Annotated in this window: 20 protein-coding genes; 16 read left to right on the forward strand and 4 right to left on the reverse strand. The window is 68.0% G+C overall.

The window, feature by feature from the left end:
• Nucleotides 1-166: 166 nt before the first annotated feature.
• A complete protein-coding gene (locus G3I17_RS09720; protein ID WP_164595632.1) occupies nt 167-676 on the reverse strand; it encodes a hypothetical protein in 510 nt (169 codons plus the stop codon).
• 296 nt (nt 677-972) lie between these two features.
• On the opposite strand from G3I17_RS09720, the gene G3I17_RS09725 reads away from it, so the two are divergent.
• Nucleotides 973-1,644: a DUF1707 domain-containing protein gene (locus G3I17_RS09725; protein WP_164595633.1), complete on the forward strand. Its 672-nt coding sequence runs from the start codon at nt 973-975 to the stop codon at nt 1,642-1,644.
• Here the strand turns inward: G3I17_RS09725 and G3I17_RS09730 are convergent.
• The gene (locus tag G3I17_RS09730) at nt 1,641-3,326 is read right to left on the reverse strand and encodes a phospholipid carrier-dependent glycosyltransferase (protein ID WP_164595634.1); all 1,686 of its coding nucleotides are present in this window, start codon (nt 3,324-3,326) and stop codon (nt 1,641-1,643) included. The two genes, G3I17_RS09725 and G3I17_RS09730, sit on opposite strands and share 4 nt — an antisense overlap.
• 147 nt (nt 3,327-3,473) lie before the next feature.
• Here G3I17_RS09730 and rsmI point away from each other — a divergent pair, with 147 nt between their 5' ends.
• The 4 genes from rsmI to G3I17_RS09750 all read left to right on the forward strand — a co-directional run bounded on the left by rsmI (nt 3,474) and on the right by G3I17_RS09750 (nt 7,894).
• Nucleotides 3,474-4,334: a 16S rRNA (cytidine(1402)-2'-O)-methyltransferase gene (gene rsmI, locus G3I17_RS09735; protein ID WP_203590029.1), complete on the forward strand. Its 861-nt coding sequence runs from the start codon at nt 3,474-3,476 to the stop codon at nt 4,332-4,334.
• Between the two features lie 22 nt (nt 4,335-4,356).
• Nucleotides 4,357-5,928, forward strand: coding sequence for a methionine--tRNA ligase (gene metG / locus G3I17_RS09740; RefSeq protein WP_164595636.1), 1,572 nt, complete (start codon nt 4,357-4,359; stop codon nt 5,926-5,928).
• An 83-nt stretch (nt 5,929-6,011) separates the two neighbouring features.
• Nucleotides 6,012-7,442, forward strand: a complete 1,431-nt coding sequence (locus tag G3I17_RS09745) for an ATP-binding protein (RefSeq protein ID WP_164595637.1) — start codon at nt 6,012-6,014, stop codon at nt 7,440-7,442.
• 77 nt (nt 7,443-7,519) lie between these two features.
• Nucleotides 7,520-7,894 carry a hypothetical protein gene (locus G3I17_RS09750; protein WP_164595638.1) on the forward strand — a complete coding sequence of 125 codons (375 nt, stop codon included), beginning with the start codon at nt 7,520-7,522 and terminating at the stop codon, nt 7,892-7,894.
• A 47-nt stretch (nt 7,895-7,941) separates the two neighbouring features.
• Here the strand turns inward: G3I17_RS09750 and G3I17_RS09755 are convergent, their stop codons facing one another.
• The gene (locus G3I17_RS09755; protein ID WP_164595639.1) at nt 7,942-8,364 is read right to left on the reverse strand and encodes a hypothetical protein; all 423 of its coding nucleotides are present in this window, start codon (nt 8,362-8,364) and stop codon (nt 7,942-7,944) included.
• Between the two features lie 768 nt (nt 8,365-9,132).
• On the opposite strand from G3I17_RS09755, the gene G3I17_RS09760 reads away from it, so the two are divergent.
• The 11 genes from G3I17_RS09760 to G3I17_RS09810 all read left to right on the forward strand — a co-directional run bounded on the left by G3I17_RS09760 (nt 9,133) and on the right by G3I17_RS09810 (nt 23,499).
• Nucleotides 9,133-12,927 carry a WD40 repeat domain-containing protein gene (locus G3I17_RS09760; protein ID WP_203589985.1) on the forward strand — a complete coding sequence of 1,265 codons (3,795 nt, stop codon included), beginning with the start codon at nt 9,133-9,135 and terminating at the stop codon, nt 12,925-12,927.
• Nucleotides 12,928-13,074: 147 nt separating this feature from the next.
• Nucleotides 13,075-13,986 (forward strand): NADP-dependent oxidoreductase, encoded by a 912-nt coding sequence (locus tag G3I17_RS09765; RefSeq protein WP_164595641.1) that lies wholly within the window; start codon nt 13,075-13,077, stop codon nt 13,984-13,986.
• An 85-nt stretch (nt 13,987-14,071) separates the two neighbouring features.
• Nucleotides 14,072-14,497, forward strand: coding sequence for an SRPBCC domain-containing protein (locus G3I17_RS09770; RefSeq protein ID WP_164595642.1), 426 nt, complete (start codon nt 14,072-14,074; stop codon nt 14,495-14,497).
• Nucleotides 14,498-14,545: 48 nt separating this feature from the next.
• Nucleotides 14,546-16,807 (forward strand): hypothetical protein, encoded by a 2,262-nt coding sequence (locus G3I17_RS09775; protein ID WP_164595643.1) that lies wholly within the window; start codon nt 14,546-14,548, stop codon nt 16,805-16,807.
• 202 nt (nt 16,808-17,009) lie between these two features.
• Nucleotides 17,010-17,813 carry a TatD family hydrolase gene (locus G3I17_RS09780; protein ID WP_239062402.1) on the forward strand — a complete coding sequence of 268 codons (804 nt, stop codon included), beginning with the start codon at nt 17,010-17,012 and terminating at the stop codon, nt 17,811-17,813.
• Nucleotides 17,807-18,709, forward strand: coding sequence for an ornithine cyclodeaminase family protein (locus tag G3I17_RS09785; protein WP_164595645.1), 903 nt, complete (start codon nt 17,807-17,809; stop codon nt 18,707-18,709). The genes G3I17_RS09780 and G3I17_RS09785 overlap by 7 nt, the downstream gene beginning before the upstream one ends.
• 13 nt (nt 18,710-18,722) lie before the next feature.
• Nucleotides 18,723-19,337 (forward strand): nitroreductase family protein, encoded by a 615-nt coding sequence (locus G3I17_RS09790; protein ID WP_164595646.1) that lies wholly within the window; start codon nt 18,723-18,725, stop codon nt 19,335-19,337.
• A gap of 219 nt (nt 19,338-19,556) precedes the next feature.
• On the forward strand, nt 19,557-20,675 hold the full coding sequence (locus G3I17_RS42050) for a resuscitation-promoting factor (protein WP_164595647.1): 1,119 nt from the start codon (nt 19,557-19,559) through the stop codon (nt 20,673-20,675).
• A gap of 87 nt (nt 20,676-20,762) precedes the next feature.
• A complete protein-coding gene (rsmA, locus tag G3I17_RS09800) occupies nt 20,763-21,581 on the forward strand; it encodes a 16S rRNA (adenine(1518)-N(6)/adenine(1519)-N(6))-dimethyltransferase RsmA (protein ID WP_343238254.1) in 819 nt (272 codons plus the stop codon).
• Between the two features lie 9 nt (nt 21,582-21,590).
• On the forward strand, nt 21,591-22,517 hold the full coding sequence (locus tag G3I17_RS09805) for a 4-(cytidine 5'-diphospho)-2-C-methyl-D-erythritol kinase (RefSeq protein ID WP_164595649.1): 927 nt from the start codon (nt 21,591-21,593) through the stop codon (nt 22,515-22,517).
• Nucleotides 22,518-22,554: 37 nt separating this feature from the next.
• Nucleotides 22,555-23,499, forward strand: coding sequence for a pyridoxal-phosphate dependent enzyme (locus tag G3I17_RS09810; protein WP_164595650.1), 945 nt, complete (start codon nt 22,555-22,557; stop codon nt 23,497-23,499).
• Between the two features lie 88 nt (nt 23,500-23,587).
• On the opposite strand, the gene G3I17_RS09815 is transcribed toward G3I17_RS09810, so the two are convergent.
• Entirely contained in the window at nt 23,588-25,942 is a 2,355-nt protein-coding gene (locus G3I17_RS09815) for a tetratricopeptide repeat protein (protein WP_164595651.1), read from the reverse strand.
• Nucleotides 25,943-25,976: the final 34 nt, after the last annotated feature.

A 25,976-nucleotide genomic window follows, 5' to 3' on the forward strand; every position in this document is an offset into this window, starting at 1 on the left:
GTCGCCCAAGAACTCAACGCCCGACCACGCAAAACACTCGACTGGGACACCCCAGCCGAGCGCTTGCGTGATCTACTCACCACCTAGAAACCAAGGCGGTGTTGCAACGACCCCTTGAAACCGCCCAGGCTGGGGGCATCAGTTTTCCGCGCGGTTCGGTCGCGACTCAGTCCGGCGACTCGGCGCTGGGCCGATCAGCCGAGCGGTGTTCTTTGAGGAGTTCCCCGAGCCACTGCTGCAGGGCTTTCAGGTCCCTGGCTGCGGTTTGGGGGATGACCAGTTCTTTGACCCGTACGTCCTTCGGGAGGATCGGGAAGGTGCGGGTGCCGAGTCCGCTGCGGAGTGGGCCGATGAGTCCCACTTCGGACCAGCGGATGGACCTCTTGCGGCCGATGCGTAGTCCGGACTCGTCGACCGTCAACGACGGGTAGCGGGTCGCGAGCCGTGAGGTGGACCAGGCCGTCACGACAGCGGCGATCAGGACGATGAAGAGGGCGAAGAGCGGCCGGGCATCGCCCACTCCCCAGCCCCCGCTCAGCGAGATCGCCTGGGTCACGATAACGATGAGCCAGATGATCCCCAGCTCCCGCAGCACGGCCCGGGGCCGGATCGAGAACACCACCCGCCCGTCGCGCTGCAGCTCGTTCGCCCACGCGTCCGGCGAGCGATCACCCATCACCGTCACGACAAACCCCCAGTCTCCGCACCCTGTTCGCGCTAACAGTAGGTGGTACCGGGCGAGCTACTCACCGCTTGCCGCTGGTGCGCTGCTCCTTCAGGAGTTCTTCGAGCCAGCGGGTGAGGGCCGGGACGCTTTTGACGGCTCCCCGGGAGACGCAGGGTGCTGATCCTGACGGGATCCACCGAGGTCGGGGGATTCCCCGGTGGGGCCCTGGGGATTGGGGTTCTGACCCTGGGATCGGGGGTAATCGCATTCCGGCGGACCTGGTGTGGGGGATATCGTTCGGGGTTATGGACAACCTGCCCGAGCGCCAGAATCCGCAGGCTCATCTGCGGGCCTCCGATACCGATCGTGACCAGGTCGTCGAGGTGCTGCGGGACGCGTTGATGACCGGGCGGCTGACGCAGGACGAGCACTCGGAGCGGCTGGAGCAGACGCTGCAGGCAAGGACGCTCGGCGAGCTCGAACCGATCACCCAGGACCTCGCCGTACCGGGGCAGCCGTTCCAGCCGGTGGCCGCGGCGGCGCCGTCGAACAGCCCGGTACCGATCGAGGAGCCGGCCAACCCGGCCGACAGTTTCGACACGATGATCGGCATCTTCGGCGGCGGCGAACGGCAGGGCCGCTGGCGGGTGAAGCGGCGGACCAACGCGTTCTGCCTGTTCGGTGGCTACGACCTGGACATGACGGATGCCGTCTTCGAGGGCCGCGAGGTGACGATCTGGGCGTTCGCGATCTTCGGCGGGATCGACATCACCGTCCCGGACAGCGTCACGGTCCGCAACGAGGGCGTCGGCATCTTCGGCGGTTTCGCCGCCCGCGGTGGCGAGTCCCCTGACCCGAACGCCCCGGTCGTCATCGTCAAGGGCCTCGCCCTCTTCGGCGGCGTCGGCGGCCAGGTCAGCTCCAAGCGGCACAAGAAGCGCTTCCGTCACCAAGGCGGCCACGGGCAGCTGCACTAGATCCAGGACTTGAACCACATTCGGTTGAGCCAGTCCGGATGCGGTAGCACCTTGTCGGTCAGGATCGGCCAGATGTAGGCGAAGTTGAGGACGACCAGTACGACGAAGGCGCCGACGACCGCGCTGCCGACCAGCCGGCGCGGGGTGGAGGCCTGGAGTGCTTGTCTGGCCGGGCCGAGGATCTTGCCGAGCACCATCGACAGCGCCATCACGGTGAACGGGATCATCGTGACGGCGTAGAAGAAGAAGATCGGCCGGTCGTCGAAGAAGAACCACGGGATCCAGCAGGTCAGGTACCCGACCACCGGTACGCCGAACCGCCAGTCGCGCTGGGCGATCCAGAAGACCAGCGCGGCGATCAGCGCGAGCACCCCGGCCCACCACAGCAGCGGCGTACCGACGGCGGAGATCACCGAGAGACAGTTCGTCCCGGGCCGCGCGGTGCAGCCGCTGGTACCGGGCTTGATGTCGTTGACCGCGTCGAAACCGATCGGGCGGGCGATGATCGGCCAGCCGGCCGGGTGCGAGGAGTACGGGTGGGTGGCCTTCTTGATGTAGTCGCCGGTGTGGAAGTCCAGAACTTCCTGGTGGTAGTGGATCAGCGACCGGAAGTCGTCCGGTACCACCTTCATCACGCCGTGTGCCGGGTTCTTCGACGCATAGTCGTGGTCGTAGGCGTTGTCGTGCAGCAGCCAGCCGGTCCAGGTCGCGGTGTAGGTGATGCCGGCGACGAGCACGATGCTGACGAACGCGGGCAGGCCGTCGACGAAGACCGACTTGATGAACGGGTGCCGGGCGCCGAGCGCGCGGCGGGCGCCGAAGTCCCAGGCGAAGACGAGGATGCCGAAACCGGCCATCACCCAGACGGCCGACCACTTGGTGCCGAGCGCGAGGCCGAAGCAGATGCCGGCCGTGATCCGCCACGGACGGATGAGTAGCCAGCGGCCGATCTTGCGGCCCTCACCGCGGTGCTCGAGGGAGTCCGCGTGCCGGCGGCGGGTCCAGTCGCGGTCGGCGACCAGGCAGGAGACCGCGGCGACCAGCCAGAAGGCCAGGAAGATGTCGAGCAGCGCGACCCGGGACATCACGAAGTGCAGGCCGTCGACGGCGAGCAGCAGACCGGCGATGCAGCCGATCAGGGTCGAGCGCGACATCCGCCGGACGGTCCGGATCACCAGCAGCACGGTCAGCGTGCCGAACAGGGCCGGCATGAACCGCCAGCCGAAGGTGTTCATCCCGAACAGTTGCTCGCCGGCCGCGATCATCCACTTGCCGACCTCGGGGTGCACGGTCAGGCTCGGGGTGCTCTTGAAGACATCCAGGTTGCCGGCCAGGATCGCCTTGTCGGCGGCCCCCTCGGGCTGGTCGATGAACTGCCGGGCGTAGCCGAACTTGAGCAGCGAGAACGCGTCCTTGGCGTAGTACGTCTCGTCGAAGACGAACTTCACCGGGTTGCCGAGGTTCCAGAACCGCAGGATCGCCGCGAACGCGGTGATCGCGAGGGTGGCGATCCAGCCCCCCTCGAAATCCCGCGGCATCGGCGGGTACAGCCGCTCCTTGAGCGGCGGCAGCCGTCTCCCGAGAACGTCCCGCCCGAGCGTCTCACGCGCGTCGGCATCCGCCCCGGTCACCTCGACAGGCTTCGCGGTGTCGTCCTCGATCACGGCAGTCACGTCGGCCATCGTACGGAGAATGCGGTAGCACCGCCTCCCGAGGCGTACCGAACGACAGGAAGTAGTCCTCAGAATCCGGGTCAGGACCACCTCGCAGGCGGGGACAGCTCCTCCGAGGCGCACTACTTCCTGTCCCTGTGTACGGCGGCTGCGATGATGGCGGGTGTGACCGGGCGATTGGTGTTGGTGGGGACTCCTATTGGGGACTTTTCGGATGCGTCGGCCCGGCTGCGGAAAGTGCTGGCGGAAGTCGACGTGGTGGCCGCGGAGGACACCCGGAGGCTGAAGCGGCTGACCAGTGAGCTGGCGATCGTGGTCAGCGGGCGCGTCGTCAGCTTCTTCGAGGGGAACGAGCGGCAGCGGACCGATGAGCTGGTCGCCGTGCTGCTCGAGGGCCAGACGGTGGCGGTGGTGACCGATGCGGGGATGCCGAGCGTGTCGGATCCTGGGTACCGGCTGGTGGCTGCCGCCATTGAGGCCGGCATCGACGTCACCGCAGTACCGGGGCCTTCTGCTGTGTTGACCGCGCTGGCGTTGAGTGGGCTGCCGGTGGATCGGTTCACGTTCGAGGGGTTCTTGCCGCGGAAGTCGGGCGAGCGGACCAAGCGGTTCCAAGAGCTCGCCCGGGAGCAGCGCACGATGATCTTCTTCGAGGCGCCGCACCGGCTGGCCGCCTCGCTCCAGGACCTGGCCGACGCGCTCGGCAAGGATCGCCGTACTGCGGTCTGCCGCGAGCTCACCAAGACGTATGAAGAGGTCAAGCGGGGCACCGCCGCCGAGCTGGCCGAGTGGGCCGTCGACGGGGTCCGGGGCGAGATCACCATCGTGGTTGCCGGCGCCGACCCGTCCGCCCGCGAGCTCGGCCCGGAAGAGCTGGCCGCCGAGGTGGCAGCCGACGAGGAGGCCGGCACACCACGCAAGCAGGCCATCTCGGATGTCGCCAAGCGGTTCGGAGTACCGAAGCGGACCGTGTACGACGCCGTACTCGCGGCGAGAGGCCCTGGTAAGACCAGCTAGCCCGGCGCACTACCCTTTATCCATGTCCGAGAAGGCCTTTTACGTCACCACCCCGATCTACTACGTCACGGCTCCGCCGCACATCGGCAGCGCCTACACGACGGTGGCCGGGGACGTCCTGACCCGTTGGCACGCCCAGCGCGGCGAGCGCAAGTGGTACCTGACGGGTACCGACGAGCACGGCGAGAAGGTGATGCGCAGCGCTCAGGCGCAGGGTATGACCCCGCAGGAGTGGACGGACAAGCTGGTCGAGGAGGCCTGGAAGCCGGCCTGGGTCGACGTCGACATCGACTACGACGACTTCATCCGGACCACCGAGAAGCGGCACACCGAGCGGGTCCGCGACTTCTGGCAGACGCTGTACGACAAGGGCGACGTCTACAAGGGCGAGTACGAGGGCCTGTACTGCGTCGGCTGTGAGGAGTTCAAGCTCCCCGCCGACATCAAGACCGACGAGGACGGCACCCAGCGGTGCATGATCCACGGCACCGAGCTGGAGACGGTCTCGGAGACCAACTACTTCTTCCGGCTCTCCGCGTACGCCGACAAGCTGATCGAGCTGTACGACTCGCAGCCGGACTTCGTCGCGCCGTCGAGCGCGCGCAACGAGGTCATCTCGTTCGTGAAGCAGGGCCTGCAGGACCTGTCGATCACCCGGTCGACCTTCGACTGGGGCATCCCGGTCCCGTGGGACGAGGACCACGTCCTCTACGTCTGGATCGACGCGCTGCTCAACTACGTCACCGCCGCGGGCTACGGCACCGACCCGGAGCGGTTCGAGGAGCTCTGGCCGGTCGACGTCCACCTGGTCGGCAAGGACATCCTGCGCTTCCACGCGGTGATCTGGCCGGCCATGCTGATGGCCGCGGGCGTCGCGGTACCGAAGCAGGTCTTCGCGCACGGCTGGCTGCTCGTCGGCGGCGAGAAGATGAGCAAGTCGAAGCTGACCGCGATCGCACCGAAGGAGATCACCGACCACTTCGGCTCGGACGCCTTCCGGTACTACTTCCTGCGCACGATCCAGTTCGGCTCCGACGGCTCCTTCTCCTGGGAGCACCTGAACGCCGTCTACACCTCCGAGCTCGCCAACGGCCTGGGTAACCTGGCCAGCCGGATCGCGGCGATGGTGAACAAGTACTTCGACGGCGAGCTGCCCGAGCCCACCGACCACGGCCCGGCCGAGCAGGCCCTGGCCGACAAGGTCGCCGAGGTGGTCGCTGCCGCCGAGAAGGCGATCGACAGCTTGGCCTTCCACGACGCGCTGGCCGCGATCAACGACCTGGTCGGCGCGGTCAACGGTTACGTCTCCGAGCAGGAGCCGTGGAAGGTCGCGAAGGACGAGTCCCAGCAGGCCCGCCTCGCCACCATCCTCTACACCTCGGCCGAGGTACTGCGCGCTGTCGCCGTCCTGCACAACCCGACGATGCCCAAGACAGCCGCCAAACTCTGGACCCTCCTCGGCGCCGAACCCAAACTCGGCCCCCTGAAGGACCAGCGAGTCCAGGAGGCCGGCACCTGGGGCCAACTCCCCGCCGGCTCGGTCCTCGTCAAGGGCGACGCCCTCTTCCCCCGCCTGGCAGACCCAGAAGCCTGAGTCGCTAGATAGTTACATTCCAGATAGTATCTGTGATGATACTGTCTTGAACGTAAGTCTTGGGTGATGGGTGGAGGGTGACCGTGGATCGGTTCATCGGGCGTGATCGCGAACTCGGGGTGCTCCGCGAGGCTCTCGATCAGGTTCGGACAGCCGACGGCGCGGTGCAGCCTGGGCGGTGCATTCTGATCCGTGGCCGTCGCCGGGTCGGCAAATCGAGTCTGGTCGAGGAGTTTCTCCGGCAGTCGGATGCGCCCTCGATGTTCTTCACCGCCTCCGGTCGCTCGGCCGAGAGCGAGCTGATCGAGCTGGCTGACGTGATCGCCGACTCGGACCTTCCGGGGCGAGAGCTCTTCGCCGAGGAGATGCCGAACCAATGGTCGGCTGCGCTCCGGCTGCTGGCCGAGTTGCTGCCCGACGATCAGCCGAGCGTGCTGGTGATCGACGAGGTGCCGTATCTGATGGACCGAGTCGATGCTTTCGAGGGCGTCCTCCAGCGGACCTGGGATCGATTGCTCAGTCGCAAGCCTGTCTTGCTGATCCTGGTCGGCTCCGACCTGTCGATGATGGAGGCGCTGAACAGTTACGAGCGGCCGTTCCACCAGCGTGGCCGGGAAATGGTCGTCGGGCCGCTCACCCCCGCCGACCTCGCCGAGATGCTCGGTCTCGAGCCGGCTGCTGCCTTCGATGCGGCGCTGATCACCGGAGGGCTGCCGCTGATCTGCCGCGAGTGGCGGCGCGGCGCCTCGATCGCAGAGTTTCTCCGGAAGTCCCTGGGGGATCCGACTTCGGCACTGCTGGTTTCGGCCGAGCGGTCGCTGGCCGCAGAGTTCCCGCCGCAGGCGATGAGTGGGGAGATCCTTCGGGCCGTCGGGAGTGGCGAGCGGACTTTCAGCAACATCGCCAGAGCCGCCGGCGGGCTGGCGCACACGAGTCTGACCAGAGCGATGCAGGTCCTGATCGACAAACGAGTGGTGGCGACCGAGCTCCCGGTGTCGCTGCGTCCGTCCAAGGAACGCCGGTACCGGGTTGCCGATCCGTACTTGCGGTTCTGGCTGAAGTTCCTGGATCCGCACATGGCCGAGATCGAGCGGCTGCGCGGAGATCTCACGCTGGTGCGGATCAAGGAGCAGTGGTCCAGCTGGCGGGGCAGGGCGGTGGAGCCGCTGATCCGTGAGTCGATCGCGCGGATACTCCCGGTGGGTGACCTCCCGGCAGCTCCGGTGGTCGGTGGTTACTGGACCCGCAGCAACGACGTCGAGATCGACCTGGTCGGTGCCGATCGTGAGCCGGTGGCGAAGAAGCTGCTGTTCCTGGGGTCGATCAAGTGGCTGGAGAACAGCCGGTTCGACGACCACGACCTGGCCGCTTTGCAGAAGCATCGTGCGGCTCTGACCGACGATCCACTTCCCTTGGTCGCGGTTTCCCGCACCGGAGTGAGCTGCTCGGGACTCGATGCGGTTCTCGGCCCGGCGGACCTGCTGGCCGGCTGGTCGGCCAACGGCGACGCTTAGACCCTGGTCGAAGATTCTTTCCGGGCTAGTCCGGTCGCTGCTACCTTCCAGCGACTCGACTCTGGAGGAAATCCGTCATGAAGCTTCCCAGTAAGATTATCACCGGCTGTCTCGTAGCCGGCGCAGTCGCCACTCTCGTCGCGGCCGGGCCGGCACAGGCCAACGGCCCGGCTCAAGCGAAGGCTCCGGCTCAGGCTGGTGGGCGGGCCATCGGGCAGTACACGTACTCCGGTGGTGGGAACAAGGCTGTCATCACGCACCCGACGCTCGACCGGTGCTATGACGTCGCGCTGGTCTCGCCGAGCTCGGCGAACACGACCACCAACGGCACCGATGCCAACGCCAACCTCTATGGCAGCGATGACTGCTCAGGCGACCCGACTGCCTTCGCCCCTGGCCGCAATGCCCAGGGCTTCGAACACCGCTCGGTGAAGTTCGTCCTCGTCGGCTAGCACCGACGGATCGCGCCGCCCGCGTCAGCCGGGCGGCGCGACCTGGGTCACTGGCAGACTTGGATGCCAGGGATCCAGTAGGAGTAGCCGGTGTTGATGTTGGCGTCCGCGGCGAACCCCTCCGGCCGCCCCGAACCACCTTCCCAGACGACGTAGTCCCACAGATTCGTCGTGCCGTAGTAGCCGGTGACGGACTGGCCGACCTTCTGGCAAACGATCCGGATCCCGGTCCAGGCAGGTACGGACGCGGCGCTGATCGGGCACCCGGTGGATGCGCAGGAGCGCAGATTCGCGCCGCTGCCGCCCGTCGTCGCCCAGTACCAGCTTGCGTGCGCCGGGGCGATCGCGATCGCCGTCAGCGCGATCGCCGAGCTGGTGATCGCGGTGAGGCGGCGGACGAGCCGGGCCTTCGGCTTGCCGCCCGTCGTGGTTGGCACCGCCCGGACTCGACCTCGGAGAAACGGTTTCATCACTTGCTCCTTACCTCGGTGATTGACGTTTTCAGCGTTGGCCGATGGACGTCAGCGAGGAAGGGGGGCCGCCCGGGCCGTCCGACGACGTACGGGTTCGGCTTGTCGGCCGTACGGCGCCGTACACCCGCTCAGATCCAGGAGATCCGCCCAGGTGCAGCGCCGGACCAGTGGGCCGGGACGAAGACCCGCTGTTCCTGCTGGCAGCGTCCTCGGCAGGTGGGACAAACGCTTGCAAGGCAGCCGAAACTGCTCCAGTGGCCGTAAGACTCGGGTGCCTCTCGCCGGACCTCGATCATCCTGGACTTGCAGTGCAGGCACCTCGGAGTCCCGGTGTCGACCGCTGGGATAGTTCGACGTGCTCGCGGGCGGTACGTGCCACTGACCACGCATCGGCCCGGCGACCAACCCGGCGACCGTCGGCGACTTAGCCGCCGGCGGAGTGCTGTGACGAAGCGTCCGCGGCGGGTGGCGGCGGATCGGCCGGACAGTTCGGTTCTCATCATCGTCTGCTCTCCATGGCCTGGTGCTGGGTGTCGCGGCCAGACTTCGGGCTGCGGTGACGCTGTGAAAGCAGGCAGACAGCATTCGTACAAGGCCGTACGCGCTGACGTACAGACCCGTCCGGAAGCTTCGGGTAGCGTCCTGACTACTCAGTGTTGGAGCGGTGCTCGAGGGGGAGCCATGAACCAACAAGTAGTGGGGTGGGAACCGCCGTCACCTGAACGCATCAGCACGAGGGCTGATTTCACCCGCGAACTGCGTCTGTTGAGGGACCAGTCGGGCCTGAGCGTGCGCGACCTGTCGAGCCGTCTGGGTCAGCACCGCACGCACGGGACCAGCGCCGGTTGGCTGGCCGGCCGGAACATCCCGTCCGTCGCGTCACTCGATCTGTTCGTCGGATTGTTGCGGGCCTGCGGTGTGGCTGACGAGCTACGCATCGACGCCTGGCTGACAGCGTGGCGGCTGGTGAACCGTACGCCGGGTCGCCGCGACGGGGCCGAGCCCTATCGGGGCCTGGCCAGTTTCCAGCCGTCCGACGCGGACTGGTACTTCGGCAGGGAGATGCTGACCGAACGCGTGGTCAACCAGATCACCCGGCTGCACGCAGGCGGCGGTGGCCTGCAGATCGTGGTCGGTGCCTCAGGTGCCGGGAAGTCGTCGATGCTGCGAGCCGGGGTGGTGCCGGCGTTGACGAGCAGGCGAGCTCCCGGTCGTCCGGGCTGGTCGGTGGTGCTGATGACCCCGGGTGAGCAGCCTGTCGAGACCCTCGGCGCGGTGCTGGCCGGCGATGAGGGAGTGCTGAGTGCGGAGGGCGACGATCGGCTGCTCATCGTCGTGGACCAGTTCGAGGAGTTGTTCACCGCTTGTCCGGATGAGGGTGCCCGGCTCTCCTTCATCCAGGCGCTGGCCGCGGCCGCTCATGAACCGCCCTCGCGGGCCGCCGACCGAACCGGGCGAGGTGGCCCGGCAACCGTTGTTCTGATCGGACTGCGGGCGGACTTCTACCCGCACGCGCTGAGATATCCAGAGCTGGCGCAACTCCTTCAGGATGCGCAGTTCGTCGTCGGGCCGTTGGGGCCGGACGATCTGCGCCGGGCGATCGTCGAGCCTGCCCACAAGGCGAACGTAGGCATCGATGACGGCCTGGTCGAGTTGCTGCTGCGCGATATCGCCCCAGAGACGGGACGGCAACCCGGGCAGGCTTCCCCACCAGGCGCTCTTCCGCTGCTCTCGCATGCGTTGCTGGCCACCTGGCGGCGCTCGCCACGGGGTCAGATGACGGTGGGCGGCTATCTCACCAGCGGCGGTATCGCCGGTGCGGTGGCCCGAACAGCCGACGAAGCCTACGAGGAGCTGTCGCCACTGCAGCAGGACGTCGCGCGGCGGATCTTCGTGCGTCTGGTCAACTTGGGCGAGGACACAGCTGATACCCGCCGCAAGGTGGCCAGGTCGGAACTGTTGGCGAGCGGGGACCGGCAGGTCGAACTGGTCGTCGAGCAGTTCGTCGAACGCAGACTGCTGACGGCCGACGCCGGCACCATCGAGATCAGCCACGAGGCGTTGCTGGATGCGTGGCCGCTCCTGCACGGCTGGATCGACTCCGACCGGGAGGGTTTGCGGCACCGGCGCCGGCTGGCCGACGCGGCCGCGAACTGGCGTGACCTCGGCCGCGAGCCGGCTGCTCTGTACGGCGGCAGCCGGCTCGATGCGGTCCGTGGCTGGGTCACCGAGGTAGGGCGCGATCTCAGCCCGCAGGAACGCGAGTATCTCGAGGCCAGCCTGCAGAAGGAGCAGTTCGAACGGACGGTGGCCCGGCGCCGGACAAGACGCCTGCTCCGGCTGGTCGCGGCGCTGACCGTCTTGTCGCTGGTCGCGGGCGGTTTGGCCGGGTACTCCTACTGGAAGCGCAACTCGGTCAACCACGAGCGTGATCTCGCCGTCTCCCGGCAGGTGGCCATCACGGCCAATCGGCTGCAGGCGACGGATCCAGGGCTTGCCGCCAGGCTGTCCCTGGCGGCTTACCGGATCGCGCCGACCCTGGAGGCCCGGTCCAGCCTCATCGACTCAACCGGTGGACCGCCGGTCACCCGGATCGTCCGCCCGGCCCGCGGACCCCAGAACGTCACGGTGACACCTGACGGCCGGACGCTGATCGGTGCCGGCGCAGGGCCGAGCGACACCGCCGTACTGCTCTGGGACATCAGCGATCCGCGGCATCCGGTCAGGCTCGGTGAACCGTTGACAGATCACTCGAAGGAGGTCTTCGCGCTGGCCGTCAGCCCGGATGGCCGGCTGCTCGCCACCGGTGGCCGGGACCACACGATCCAGCTGTGGAACATCTCGGATCCGGCTGCTCCGGTCAGGCTCGGCATGCTGCCCGGCGGGACGGAGGGAACTGTCTACTCGCTCGCGTTCAGCCCTGATGGTCAGGTGCTGGCCGCGGGGAACTCCGACCGCACCGTTCGACTGTGGAAGGTCACGGACAAAGGTCCGATGGGGGCGCCTGGCGTCCTCGCGAAGGCGTTGGACTCCGTGAACTCCGTGGCGTTCAGCGGCGACGGGAGGCTGCTGGTCGCCGTCGATACCGCAGGGCTGATGCAGGTGTGGGAACTCGGACCAGGCCGCGACCCCAGAGCGGTCGCGCGAGTACGGACCGGTACTACGAAACTTACCGCTGTCGCGTTCGCGCCTGGTCGGAAGGTGGTGGTCATTGGTGGCCTGAAGGGGCTCCTGAAGCTTTACGACTTGAGCCGCCCCGGCCAGCCGGTGCCGGTGGCCACTTCGATCACCCCGCCGGGCAACTGGGTCAATTCGATCGCCTTCAGCCCTGACGGGAAGCTGCTCGGGATCGGGAGTTCGGACGATGTGGCGCAGGTCTGGGGGTTCCCGGCCGGAGATCTCGTGGCAACGTTGCCCCACACCGAGCCGGTCTCCACGGTCCGGTTCCTGCACTCCGGGCGAACCTTGGTGACCAGCGGCTCCGACGGGACTGCCCGGCTGTGGACCATTCCGGGTCCGGTGATGACCGGAGCCAAGGAGACCGTGGCCAGTGCGGCCATCGCCTCGGACGGTCGGCGGCTGATGGCGGCAGGCGGTGGCATCTCTCTGTGGGACGTATCGGATCCGGGGGCTCCGCTTGCCATTGCCGCCGGACTGACCGCGGCGGACATCGGCGAGACCGTAGGCGGCGCGGCGGCCCTTCGCCCGGACGGCAAACTGCTCGCGGCGGGAACGACGGGTACCAGCGTCTTCCTCTGGACCCTGGACGACTGGCGGAAACCGGTCCGGCTGAAGTCACGGCTGACCGGGCCGGGCGCCATTGTCGAGTCACTCGTATTCAGCCCGGACGGCAAACTGCTGGCCGCCGGAAGCGACGACGGAAAAGTGTGGCTCTGGGACCTCGGCGATCCCCGTCGCCCGCTGGCACTCGGCGTGGCCCCCGGATCGGGCACCAGTAACTACGTATACATGGTTGCCTTTAGCCCGGACGGCCGGACCCTGGCCGCAGTGACGGCCGACGGAGTGGTCCAACTGTGGGACATGTCCGACTCGCGCCGGATCCACACCATAACCACCTTCAAAGGATCTGCCGATCTGTTGTACTCAGTCGGATTCAGCCTGGACAGCAAGGTGCTGGCCACCGGCAGCGCCGACGGAACGGTCAGTCTGTGGAGTGTCGCGGACGCTTCGAAGGCTGTCCGGTTCGGAGCACCTCTGACCGGTCCTGACGGGACCGTCTCCTCGGTGGTGTTCGGGCCGGACGGCCGCACGCTTGCTGCGACGACGAGAGGCGGGCAGGTCTGGTTCTGGGATGTCGCGGATCCCGGCAAGCCTCGTGCGGTGGCGATCCTCTCGGCCTCGACTGCGGCGGTATGGGCGGTTGCGTTCAGCCCTGACGGCCATACCGTCGCGACGGGCGGAACAGATCGCACGGTCCGCCTGTGGGAGACAGATCCCGAGCAAGCCGCGGCGTTGGTCTGCTCCACCGGTGGCGACGGGATCACTCAGGAGGAGTGGCGCAAGTACGCGCCGGGGGTCGCCTATCGCTCAGTCTGCTGACGTCGTCGGCTAACTGGCGGCGGAGTGGAAGACTGCGGCGGCGTCGCCTCGGGAGGTGACTTCCAGACGGCGGGGAATATCCGGCCAGCCATGATGATTGAACTCTAAGTCACTTACTTGACGCTTCAACTCATTAGGAGTGGTGCTATGCGAGCGGTTGTCTTCGAAGAGTTCGGTGGACCAGAGGTTCTGCAGGCCAAGGACATCAAGGAGCCGCAGGCCGGCCCGGGCGAGGTCCGGGTCGCGGTCAAGGCAGCCGCCGTCAACCCGATGGACTTCAAAGTCCGGTACGGCTGGTTCGAGAGCATGATGCCCACCACCTTCCCCGCCGTGCCCGGCGCCGAGGTGGCCGGTGTGGTCGACGAGATCGGTGAGGGCGTGACCGAGTTCGCCGTCGGCGACGAGGTCGTCGGCTGGTCGCAGGGCGGCTCGTACGCCGAGCACGCGCTGGTCGGCATCGTCGCGAAGAAGCCCGCGAACGTCTCGTGGGAGCAGGCCGTCGCCGTCCCGATCGCCGGTGAGACCGCTGCCCGCGTACTGCGTGAGCTCGGCGTCAAGGAAGGCGAGACCGTGTTGCTGCACGGCGCCGCCGGTGGTGTCGGCTCCGTCGGCGTCCAGCTCGCGGTCGCGCTCGGCGCCACCGTGATCGGTACGGCCTCCGAGGCCAACCACGAGTACCTCCGCTCGCTCGGCGCGATCCCGGTCGCGTACGGCGAGGGCCTGGTCGACCGGGTCAAGGCGGTCGCTCCGCAGGGTGTGGACGCCGTCTTCGACGCGGCCGGCAAGGGCGGGCTGCAGGAGTCGATCGAGCTCCGCGGTGGTACCGACCGGATCGTCACCATCGCCGACATGGCCGCCGGTGAGCTCGGCGTGGCCGTCTCCGGCGCCGCCGTCGCGGACGACGTGAAGAAGAACGGCCTGGCCGAGCAGCTCCAGCTCGCCGCCGACGGCAAGCTGAAGCTGGCCGTGGCCAAGACCTTCACCCTCGAGGACGCCCGCACCGCGCAGGAGATCAGCGAGGCCGGCCACAACCGCGGCAAGCTCGTCATCGTCCCCTGATCGTCCGGTGACGCCTTTCTACAAGACCGTACGGCGGCGACGTCGTACGGTCTTGGGAGAAGCCCACCGATGGGAGTTGGACACCATGGCCGATTACGTGGCCACAGCGGAGACCGAGATCAGTGCGTCGCCCGAGCGGGTCTGGGATGTACTGACCGACCCTGAGCAGATCAAGAAGTTCATGTTCGGGGCCGAGGTGGAGACCGACTGGCAGCCGGGGAGTCCGATCACCTGGCAGGGCGAGTACGAGGGCAAGAAGTACACCGACAAGGGCGAGATCCTCGCGGTCGAGAAGGCGCGGCTGCTCAAGGTGACGCACTACAGCCCGCTGGGCGGCCAGCCCGACGTGCCGGAGAACTACCACACGCTCACCTACGAGCTGTCGGGTGACGACACCACGCGCCTGCGGCTGAGCCAGGACAACAACGGCAGCCAGGACGAGGCCGACCACTCGGCCGGCATGTGGGAGATGCTCGTCAAGGGCGTGAAAGAGGCAGCCGAAAGTAACTAGAACCAGAGGACCCGTCATCATTGCCGGATGACGGGGACGATTCCGACAGTGACCACTCGATTACGGCCCGGCATCGGGCTGCTCGGGTGGTGGCTGCTGGTGCCGGTCAGCGCGGTGCTGCTGCTGGTCCGGATCGGCGACTCGACCGGCGAGAGCATCCGCTGGATGCTCGTCTGGCTGATCGCCGTTCTACTGCCCGGCACGCTGCTGTGGCGAGCCCTGGCCGGCGGTCGTTCGCTGACCCAGGACCTCGGCTTCGGCGCAGTCCTCGGCCTCGCCTGGCAACTGGCAGTCTGGGCAGCCTGTACTGCGCTCGGCGTCCCACTCCTCCAATGGGCCTTCGTCGCCGGGCTCCTATTGCTCTTCGCAGTGACCAAGTCGCTCCGGCCGCACCTCGGCTGGCGGGGCACCAGCCCAGCGCCGCCTCGCTGGTGGCACGTACTACTCGTCTCCAGCCTGCTGCTCGCGATGGTCCGGACCGTGGTCGTCCTGCTGCGACCCGTCCCGCTGCCGCCGATCCCCGCGACTCGCCACCAGGACATCTGGTACCAACTCGGGCTGGTCCAGCAGCTACTGCACGACGTCACGCCCGCGGACCCGTGGGTGCTGGGTGAGCCACTGATCTATCACTGGTTCGCGACCGCCTCGATGGCGAGCGGGTCGGTGATGGCCGACGTCCGCCCGCCGCAGGTGCTCATCCACCAATGGCCGCTGACCATGCTGCTCACGCTGGTCCTGGTCGGGTGGGCTGCGGGGGAGTTGCTCAGCGAGCGCAAGTGGGCGGCCCCGCTCGCCGGTCTGCTCGCCGGAGTCCTGCCGGGCGCGATTCAGTTGGTCGACACCCCCACGGCCAACATGTCGGCGGCGCAAGTCGTGCAGGGGCCGACTGGAACGATGGCCGCCGTCGTGATGCTGGGGCTGGTCGGGCCGACTGTGCTGATCTTGCGACGGCAGGCCGGTCGGGGTGTCTGGACTGCGATGGTCCTGATGCTCGCGCTGGCGACCGGGACGAAACCGACCTTGCTCCCGATCATGGTGGTCGGCTGTCTCTTCGCCGCCGGTTTCGCGTGGGTGTCCGAGCGGCGGGCGCCGTGGCGGATGGCCACGCTGGCCGGGGTCGCGGCGGCCTTTCTGTTGGCGTCGTCGTTCGCGCTGACCGGTAGTACAGGTGGCAGCCGGTTCCAGTTCCTCGCGGCGCTCCGGGTCCAGCCGTACTACCAGGCCGTCACCGGGGACAAGTCGTACCCGGCCACGGGCAACTGGGTGCTGCCGTCGGTCGAGCATGGCGACGGCCGGATGATCCTGTTCGCGATCGTGCTGGTGACCTATTACTTGTTGGTCGACGCGCCCCGGTTGCTCACGTTGCTCGGGGTGAGGATGTCGCCGGTCCGCCGCGACCCGGCGTACTGGTGGATCGGTGGCTGTGTTCTCGCGGGCACCGGGGTGACGCTCGTCTTCTCGCACACGGGCTATTCGGAGTACCACTTCCTCGGCGCGGTGCTCGCGCTCGGGATGGTCGGGGTGGTTGCCGTCGGCGCCAATCTGGCTGGGCAGGCGCGGGCTCGGGACCTCGTCGTCGTGGCTGTGGCCGGGCTGGCCACGGCGGTCGCGCTCTATCTCTTCTGGCCGACTGACACCGAGACGCACACCGTGGCCCGAGCGGCGGCTGGGCTGCTGGCGCCGTTCGGGGTGCTGGCCGTGGTCGGGGCGATCGTGATCCTCGGGATCAACGGGACCCGGCAGGCCGCTTCGGTCGCAGTACAGGTGATCGTCCTGACGGTGGCGGCCGGCCTGCCGGTGCAGTTCATCGTGATCGGGGATGCGCTGCGCGACGCGACCAAGCCGTTGCCGCCGCCGAACATCGAGTACCGGACGTATCTGACCAAAGAAGAGCAGAGCGCGATGCTCTGGCTGAGCACGCACCTCGAGCCCAATGATGTGGCCGTCAGCAACGTCTTCTGCATGCCAGGCCCGTACCGGCCGGGCTGCCCCGACGACGCGTACTGGATGTCAGGGCTGAGCGGGGTGCAGCTGTGGATGGGTGGCTGGGCGTATGCGCCGGCCAACCTGGCCGCCACCGAGCACAAGCGCAGCTTCCTGCTCCAGCAGTCGCCGTGGCCCGATCGCGTGCTGGACAGCCGGATCGCGGTCGAGAAGCCGTCCGAACAACACCTCGCGAAGCTGTCCGGCGACGTCGGCATCACCTTGATCATCGGCGACCTGCGCGCCGGCCCGGTCTCCCCAAAGCTGGACCAGCTCGCCACGCTCATCTACCGCAACCAGGACATTCGCATCTACCGCCTCCGCTAAAGCCCTTACGTCCGAAGAACTCGAGGGACGTGGTACCCACTTCTTCGGACATAAGAAGAATGGGGGCGGGGTGATCAGTACTCTGGACCCCATGTCATCCGACGGTGTGGAGGTCGATCGCCCGACGCGGGAACGCGCTGCCATCGGGGAGGACGGCCGGTCGCGGGACCGCAGCCGGCCCGCGGTGCCGGATCCGCTGCCGATGAGCGTGGTCGACGCGCACTGCCATCTGGACATCGCCGACGGCGAGGACGGCAACTGGCTGGCCGCGGCCGAGGCGATCAAGCTGGCCGGGTCGGTCGGCGTCACCCGGATCGTCCAGGTCGGCTGCGACCTGCCCGGGGCTGTCTGGGCAGTAGACGCCGCCGAGCAGTACCCGAACCTGATCGCCGGCATCGCCCTGCACCCGAACGAGGCGCCGAAGCTTGCCGCAGCCGGTGAGCTCGACAGCGCGCTGGCCGAGATCGAGCGGCTGGCGACTTCTTCGGAGAAGGTCCGGGTGATCGGCGAGACCGGGCTCGACTACTTCCGCACCGGCGAGGACGGCCGGGCCGCGCAGCACGCGTCGTTCGCGGCGCACATCGAGCTGGCCAAGCGGCTCGACAAAACGCTGATGATCCACGACCGGGACGCGCACGACGACATCCTGGCCATCCTGGACCGCGAAGGCGTGCCGGACCGGGTGGTGATGCACTGCTTCTCCGGCGACACCGAGTTCGCCCGCGAGTGCGTCAACCGCGGCGCCTTCCTGAGCTTCGCCGGGGTCGTGACGTTCAAGAACGCGCAGTCGCTGCGGGACGCGCTCGCCGTGACGCCGCTGGACCGCATCCTGGTGGAGACGGACGCGCCGTACCTGACGCCGTCGCCGCATCGCGGCCAGCCCAACGCGTCGTACCTGATCCCGCACACGGTCCGGAAGATGGCCGGCGTGCTGAACATCTCGGTCGCCGAGCTGTGCCAGGCGCTGTCCGACAACTCCAACCGCGCCTTCGGTGGTTCGTGGTAACCGTTCTCACCGACTCCGACATCGCCGAGCGGCTTGATCCGCGCTCGGCGGTCAGCTGGATGCGTGAGGCCTTGCTCGCCGCCCATCGGGGTGACCTGCACTCGCCGCCGCGGGTCAGTACCGGTTTGGGCGACGGGCGGCTGGTGTTCACGACCGGTGCGCTGGCGGGGGAGTGGTACGGGTATCGCTCGTACGACTCCTTCGACTCGGCGCCCGGCGCGCAGGTGGTGGTCGTCCACGACCGGCGGACCGGCATCGTGCGAGGCGTTGCTGTCGGCAACGAGCTCGGCCCGCGGCGGGTGGGTGCGATCGGCGCGGTGGCGGTCGACGCCCTCGCTCCGGCTGGTGCGTCGACGCTCGGCATCGTGGGGACCGGCGTACAGGCGTGGAACCAGTTGTGGGCGATCTCGGTGGTCCGTGAACTGACCGAGGTGACCGTCTTCAGTCGCGACCCGGTACGCCGGAATGCCTTTGCCGCAAGGGTTTCCACTGAGTTGGGGCTGCCCGCGGTCGCCGCTCCGTCGGCTCGCGAGACGGTCGAGGGGAAAGCGCTGGTGGTGCTCGCGACGAACAGTCCGGTGCCGGTGATCGACGCCTCCTGGGTCGCGCCGGGGAGCTACCTGAGCACGCTCGGGCCGAAGCAGTTCGGGCGCGCCGAGTTCGGGCCGGACTTGGTCGCCCGCGCAGATGTTGCGGTGACCGACTCGCTGGCCCAGACCGCGGCGTACGACCCGCCCTTCATCCTGACCGGAACCGTGCAACACGACCGGCTGACGAGTCTGGGCGCAGTACTGGCCGGGGATGCGCCCGCTCCGGCGGCGGGTCAGACGGTGGTGTTCTGCTCGGTCGGGCTGGCGGGGACCGAGACGTACCTGCTGGCCAAGCTGCTGGGCTGATAGACAGGGCCTCATGGAGTTCAGTGAGGTCGTCCGGCGCCGGCGCATGGTCCGCAACTACGACCCGGACCGGCCGGTACCGGACGAGATCCGCGAGCGGATCCTGGAAAACGGTCTCCGGGCGCCGTCGGGCGGGTTCACCCAGGGCTGGGCGTTCCTGACCCTCGAAGGCGACGATCGCGAGCGGTACTGGCGGATCGCGGCCGAGGATCCGGACGAGAAGTATGTGGAGTGGATCACAGGGTTGCGGCGCGCGCCGCTGCTGGTCTTCGCCTTCGCGCACAAGGACGCGTACCTCGACCGGTACACCGCCCCGGACAAGGGCTGGACCGACCGCGACGAGAAGCACTGGACGGCGCCGTACTGGTACATCGACACCGGGATGGCGGCGCTGCTGATGCTGCAGACGGTGGTCGACGAAGGCTTGGGTGCTTGCCTTTTCGGGCCGCCGGCGGACAAGGTCGCGCGGCTCAAGGAGGAGTTCGGCGTACCGGACGGCTTCGACCCGATCGGGGTCGTCTCGATCGGTTACCGGGCCCCCGACAAGCGCTCGCCATCCCTCAAGCGGGGGCGTCGCAGTACTGCCGAAGTGGTGCACCGCGGGCACTGGGGTCGTCACCAGGGGTGAGCGCCCCGTTACACCTTTTTCCGCCACGCCGACTAGGGGATTGGCGCTTCAGCGACTTGTTCGTTACTGTCTCGTGATGTTGGCCGGGATCGGGGAAGATTCCGGACGGCACGCCCCTCGGCGGTTGACCGTGGTTTCCGGGCCCTGTATCCCGGAATACGCGGCCTCGCGCCAGTGCCGTCGGACCCCGTGCCCGGGTAGCTCTACCTGGGAGCGTTAGTGCGTAAGTCCATCATCGCGGTCGTGGGCGCCACGGCTGTGTTTGCCGTCGTGGGCGGCTCCGTGGCCTATGCGACCAAAAGCAAGACCGTCAGCCTGTCCATCGACGGTCAGGTGCAGAAGGTTCACACCTTCGGCTCGACCGTCGGGGATGCCCTGAAGGCGAAGAAGGTACAGGTCTCCGAGCGTGACCTGGTGGCCCCTTCGCTGGACGCCAAGCTGCAGGACGGACAGGAGATCGCGGTGCAGTACGGCCGCCAGCTCACCGTCGACGCGGATGGCTCGAAGAAGACTTTCTGGACCACGGCGGACAGCCTGAACGAGGCGATGACCGACCTGGGCCTGCGTTTCGAGGGTGCAGTCTTCTCCACCAGCCGGAGCGCCCCGATCGGGCGCGAGGGCCTGGAGCTGACCGTTCGTACCCCCAAGACCCTGCAGATCGTCCGGCTCGGCAAGGCCGTTGCGGTGAAGTCGATGGCGACGACGGTGGGCGAGGCGCTGACCACGGCCAAGATCCCGTACGACGCCGACGACCAGATCGTGCCGGCCACGGCCACCGTGCTGAAGCCGGGCAGTGTGACCAAGGTCGTCGTGATCAAGGTCGACACCCGCACGATCACCGAGCAGCAGGCGATCGCCTTCGGCAAGAAGGAAACCAAGGACGCCAAGCTGACCGAGGGTGAGACCAAGACGACCGCCAAGGGCGTCAAGGGCTCCAAGACGGTCAAGTACGTGGTGACCTACCTGGACGGCAAGCTGTCGAGCAAGAAGCTCGTCTCCAGCGACGTCGTCACGAAGCCCGTCGACGAGCTCGTCACGGTCGGCACCAAGCCGAAGACCGAAGAGCCCACCGGCGACACGCCCCCGGCCACCGGCAACGCCGGCGCCTGGGACCGGATCGCCGCTTGTGAGTCGGGCGGCAACTGGTCAGCCAACACCGGCAACGGGTACTACGGCGGCCTGCAGTTCGGCCACGGCACCTGGGTCGCCTATGGCGGCGATGCGTACGCCAACAACGCCCACCAGGCGTCCAAGGCGCAGCAGATCGCGATCGCCGAAAAGGTGCGCGCGGCCCGCGGTAGCTATGGTGACTGGCCCGTCTGTGGCAAGAAGGCTTGATTCCGGGCCTTCTCTGCGAGACTGGCGCTTGTGACCAGCGCTGATTCATCCACTTCCGCCGGACCGAGACTTCTCGGTCCGGCGGAAGTGCGTTCACTGGCCGCGCAGCTCGGGGTTCGCCCCACCAAGCAGCGCGGCCAGAACTTCGTCATCGACCCGAACACGGTCCGCCGGATCGTCCGCGCCGCGGAGCTGTCTCCTTCCGGTGAGACTGTGCTCGAGGTGGGCCCGGGGCTGGGGTCGCTGACGCTCGCGTTGCTTGCCGAGGGCCACCGAGTCACCGCGGTCGAGATCGACCCGGTACTGGCCGGGGCATTGCCGGCCACGATCGCGGAGTACGCGCCGAACCAGGCCGCCTTGCTGACCGTGGTCGAGGCGGACGCGATGAGCGTCGTACCGGCTCAGATCGGCTCGCCTGACGCGTGTGTGGCCAACCTGCCGTACAACGTCGCAGTACCGGTCCTGCTGCACCTGCTGTCGATCTCGCCGTCGCTGCGGCACGGGCTAGTCATGGTCCAGTCCGAGGTGGCCGACCGGCTCGCGGCACCGCCCGGCTCACGGACGTACGGCATACCGTCCGCCAAGGCCGCCTGGTACGCCGAGGTGCGCCGCGCCGGCCCGATCGGCCGGAACGTCTTCTGGCCGGCCCCCAACGTCGACTCCGGCCTGGTCGCCTTCACCCGCCATGAGCCGCCATCGACGGCGGCGTCTCGCGAGGAAGTCTTCGCCGTGATCGACGCGGCGTTCTCGCAGCGGCGTAAGACCATCCGCTCGGCGCTGGCCCGCTGGATGCCCGATCGCGAACGCCTGGACGCCACCCTCGCCACAGCCGGGGTCGACTCGTCACTGCGCGGCGAGATGTTGGGAATCGAACAGTTCGCCGCGATCGCGGGCGCGGGGCACTAACCTGTGGCCGTGTCTGCTCATCAGGTCACGGTCCGGGCGCCGGCCAAGATCAATCTCGGCCTGTCCGTCGGCCCACCGCGCCCGGACGGCTTCCACCCGCTCGCCACCGTCTACCAGGCCGTTGCCCTGTACGACGATGTGACAGCTAGTTTGCGCGACGACACCGACATCACGGTCGAGGTGCTCGGTGACTTCGCCGACGACGTACCGACCGACGGCACGAACCTTGCTGTGCGGGCCGCGCGGGCGTTGCAGACGGAGTACGACGTCGAGGAAGGCGTCGACCTCGTCATCCGCAAGACCATCCCGGTCGCGGGTGGGATGGCAGGCGGCTCCACGGATGCTGCGGCGACGCTGGTCGCGTGCAACCGGCTGTGGGGGCTGGGCGTGGCGCAGTCCGAACTGGAGCGCATCGCGGCCGACCTGGGCAGCGACGTACCGTTCTGCCTCGTCGGCCACACCGCCCTCGGACGCGGCCGCGGCGAGCAGGTCACCGAGGTGATGTCCCGCGGCACCTTCCACTGGGTCTTCGCCATCGCCGAGGGCGGCCTGTCGACGCCCGCCGTCTTCGCGGAGCTCGACCGCCTACGCCCCCTGCGCCGAGTCGAAGCCCCAGAAGTCCACCCCGAACTCCTCACCGCCCTCCTCTCGGGCCAGCCGGCCGCCCTCGCAGTTGCCCTAAGCAACGACATGCAGGCAGCCGCCCTCTCGCTGCGCCCCGAACTCGCCGACACCCTCCAATTCGGCCTCGACCAGGGCGCCCTCGCCGCCATGATCTCCGGCTCCGGCCCCACCTGCCTCTTCCTGGCCGCCGACAGCCGCCGAGCAGTAGACCTAGCCGTAGAACTAGCCGAATCCGGCCTCTGCCGAATGGTCCGCCAAGCCGAAGGCCCAGTCCCCGGCGCCCGAATCCTCCCAGCCCCCATCTCCCGCTAGCACTGCGGCGGCCCTGTCTGCGTTGTACCGTGGTGCGGTGCGGTTGGACATTGCGAGAATTCTGCTGGCCCGTACTCAGATTGATCCGGTGTTTCGGGACACGCCGCAGTACGAATGTGAGCCGTTGAGTGACGCGCTTGGTTGCCGCCTGTTCCTGAAGGTGGAGACGCTGAATCCCGTCCGCTCCTTCAAAGGTCGCGGAACCGAAACCGTCCTCACCCGGCTGCAGGAAGCGGAGGCCGTCGTCTGTGCCAGTGCGGGAAACCTCGGCCAGGCGCTCGCCTACAGCGGCCGGCGGCGTGGAGTCGGCGTCGCGGTCGTCGCGTCATCCGCAGCCAACCCGCTGAAGCTCGAGCAAATGAAGTCGCTCGGCGCCGAGGTTCTCCTCGTCGACGGGGAAATCGAACTGGCCCTCGAGACTGCCGAGCGCTACGCCACCGAGACTGGCGCCTTCCTGGTCGAAGACAGCAAGGACATCGGTACTTGCGAAGGCGCGGCAACGATCGGCGTCGAGCTCTCGGAACTGCCCGTCGAGCTCGACTCGGTCATGATCTCGCTGGGTGCCGGCGCGATGGCGTCCGGCGTGGGCTTCGCGCTGAAGAGTCTGCGCAAGACCACCGAGATCATCTGCGTCCAACCCGAAAACGCCCCGGCGATGACGCTGGCCCTGCGCGCCGGCCAGCCGATCGACGTCGGTGCTCCCCACACCATCGCTGACGGTGTCGCGGGCCGGACCGTGATCCCCGAGGTACTAGACGACCTCGCTTCAGTCACAGACGACGCGATCCTGGTCACCGAAGCCGCCATCATCGAAGCAATGCGCCTCCTCTACCTGCACGCAGGCCTCGTAGTCGAACCAGCCGCAGCCTTGGGAATCGCTTCAATCCTGGAGAGTCGCGACCGCTTCAACGGCAAGACCATCGCAACCATTCTCTGCGGAAGCAACGTAACCCCCACAGACTTCAACCGTTGGATCCGATAGCCCTCCTGGTTGTCCACAACTACAACCCTCCTGTGGACAACCTGGTATCCACCCGCCCGTTGGTGCACTCAGTGCGGTGGGGCAGCTTCTAGCCGCGGCCTTTGGTGATGTCGGTTGCTTGGGTGCGGCGTTCGGCGGCGGTGGTGTGGTCGCCGGAGGCTTCTAGGGAGTCGGCTAGGTGGGTGAGGATCAGGTAGTGGCGTTGGCCGTCGTCGTAGTGGGTGCTGATGGTCAGGGCCTTGTCCAGGTGGGTGATCGAGGACTCGAGGTTGCCCGACAGGCGGTAGGTGAGGCCTAGTTCGTCCAGGGCTTCGGCGAGGCTCAGTTGGTCGCTCAGTGCCTCGAACTTCGTTGTGGCCTGGTGCAGGTGGTCGAGGGACATCTCGAAGTCGCCGGCCAGCTGATACGCGACGCCCGAACCGAGGAGCGCGATGCCGAGGTGGTGCTGGGCGTCGTACCGGGTGCTGATGGCGATGGCTTCGTCGTACGCCGATCGCTGGGCTTGCGTCCTGCGCAATTTGCCCTGGGAGTTGCCGATGTTGATGTACGCGATCGCCTGGCCGGGCCCATCGTCGAGCTTGCGGTAGATCGTGAGGGACTGCTCACCGGCGTCGATCGCCTGCTGGTAGTCGCCGTTCAGGTCCAGGACATGGCTCAGGTTGGCCAGCGCGAGGGCTTCGCCGACCAGATCGTCCACGCTCTCGAAGAGCTCCCGGCTGCGGTGGAGCTCCGCGATGGAGTCGTCCGGGTGACCCGCCCCGGCCCTCGCCAGGTCGTAGAGGACCAGGCCAAGATCGCTGCGGACGTGCGCTTCGCCCCGCGGGTCCTCCGCCGCGACCTCGAGGGCGGTGCGCTCGATCCGTAGGCAGTCCAGCCAGTGGCCGCGGGTGGCATAGAAGGGGTGCAGGCCGATCACCAGCCGGAGGATCGCCATCGCAGGGACGCCGCCCATCCGCACGGCCTGCGACGTCAGGGCGAGCAGGTGATGCCGCTGCCCGTCGAGCCAGGACAGCGCCGAGCCCATGTCGTCGTACTTCGGTCCGCCGTTGACGATCGGGGGTTGCGCCCGGTACCACGGCAGCCGGCCGGACCTCGGGAACCCCAGCTCGGTCGACTGCCAAGCTGCCGACGCATAGAGATCGAGGACCCTGTTGACGGCCGCAGCCTGTTCCGCCGGGCCGATGCTCGCCTGCGCCCGCTCTCTCGCGTACACCCGCAGCAGATCGTGCAGCCGGTACCGCCGAGGGGCCAGCGACTCCACCAGGTGAAGGTTGCAGAGATCCTCGAGGGCATCCGTGGCCACGTGCTCGTCGCAATCCAGCAGCCTGGCCGCGACCTCGACGGTCAGATCAGGACCATCCGGTACTCCGAACAGCGCGAAGGCGGCCGCAGCACGTTGCTCACGGTCACTCCCACCCGCCGCCAGGTCGTCGATCGAGACGTCGAAGCTGGCGCGGACGCCCAGCTCCTGATCCTCCAGTTGATCCAACCGGCGCCGCTCGTCGCGCAGCAGCCCGGCCAGATGGGTCAGCGGCCACTGGAGTCTGGTGGCCAGCCGACCGGCGGAGATCTTCAGGGCGAGCGGCAGCAGACCGCAGGCCTCGACGATCTCCTGGGCAGCCTCCAACTCCCGGTCCACCCGGGTGGCGCCGACCGTCGCCCGGAGCAGGTCGAGTCCTTCCGCCGCGGACAGCAGGCCGAGTCGCAGGACCTGCGCCGTTGGCATCCCCGCCAGCTCATGGCGGCTCGTGATCAGGACGGCCGACCGGCCGGTACCAGGCAGCAAGGCCTCGACCTGAGCGGCGTCTCGCGCGTTGTCCAGCAGGATCAGCGCTCGACGGCCGGCCAACTGTGACCGCAGCCGCGCTGCCGCCTCGTCCACCTGCACCGGTACGTCGGCGCCGGACAGGCCGAAGGCACGCAGGAGGTAGTTCAAAGCCTCGAGTGGCGACAGCGGATCGGGGCCGTAGCCGTGCAGATCCAGATACGCCTGGCCGTCCGGGTACTCCGCGGCGACCGCGTGCGCAGCCTTCACCGCGATGGTCGTCTTGCCCGCGCCACCCATGCCGGTGATCGCGATGATCGCGACCCCGGTCCCGCTCGTGAGGGCGGTCTGCAGAGTGGCGAGATCCGCCGTACGACCGGTGAAACTCGGGTCGGGCAGCGGGAGTTGCCGCGGTACCGGCGGAGCAGCCGACTCGGCGCTCGGCCTGATGGCCGGTACGGTCTGGCGGCGGGCCGACTCGGCGAAGGCTTTCCGCTCGTCCGCGGTCAGCCCCATCGCATAAGCCAGCGCGTTCACGGTCTCCGAGCGCGGGAACCGGCGAACCCCGCGCTCGAGCGCGCCGATCGCCGCGACGCTCACGCCGGCCTTGCCGGCCAGCTTCTCCTGGGTCAGCCCGGTGGCCTTGCGGTACCGATGGAGCAACGTCGCGAATTCCATCCGCCGTCCTCTCGAAAACTCGGTCGCCAGGGCT

It is taken from the genome of Streptomyces sp. SID13031 (assembly GCF_010548305.1).
Taxonomy (GTDB): domain Bacteria; phylum Actinomycetota; class Actinomycetes; order Propionibacteriales; family Kribbellaceae; genus Kribbella.